Below are 447 nucleotides of genomic sequence, written 5' to 3' on the forward strand. Positions count from 1 at the left end.
ATACCTCCGCTACGCTTAACGGCTTGATCCTCCAAAAAGGTAATGTACTGCTCCAGTGCTTCGTGGGAGCCAAAATCCGGCACATCGGCGCGTTGTTGCAGCGTGTTGATCAGCTGTCCTAATTGCTTCTCAACGCCATCCATGGTAGTCCGGTAGTATTCCACAGCTGCCATCTTCTGTGATGTCATGGCCGTTGTGAAGCGATCCAGCGACAAGCCCTCACGGATGTGGGGAAGGTTGACGAGAGATGCGCTTTGTATGGATGCCAGCTCTCGATGAAACTTCCGTAGGGGTGTGGCATAGCTCTGCTTGGCAATGAAAAACTTCTTTGCAAGCTTTGCACGGACGCTGAGAAACTGCTTGACGCGAATATTTTTGAGCCATTGTGCGAATATCTTTTGCTTCAAGTATAGTTTGAAGAAGTTGATCTTCGTCAAAATATTGAAG

1 protein-coding gene is annotated in these 447 nt (G+C 48.5%); it reads right to left on the reverse strand.

Annotated features, from left to right (window positions below; genetic code table 11):
- Window positions 1-447, reverse strand: a 447-nt coding sequence (locus DMB80_RS27835) for a hypothetical protein (RefSeq protein ID WP_162938743.1), incomplete at both ends; no start/stop codon positions are given.

Source organism: Mycobacterium kyogaense, from assembly GCF_003254575.1.
Taxonomy (GTDB): Bacteria; Actinomycetota; Actinomycetes; order Mycobacteriales; family Mycobacteriaceae; genus Mycobacterium; species Mycobacterium kyogaense.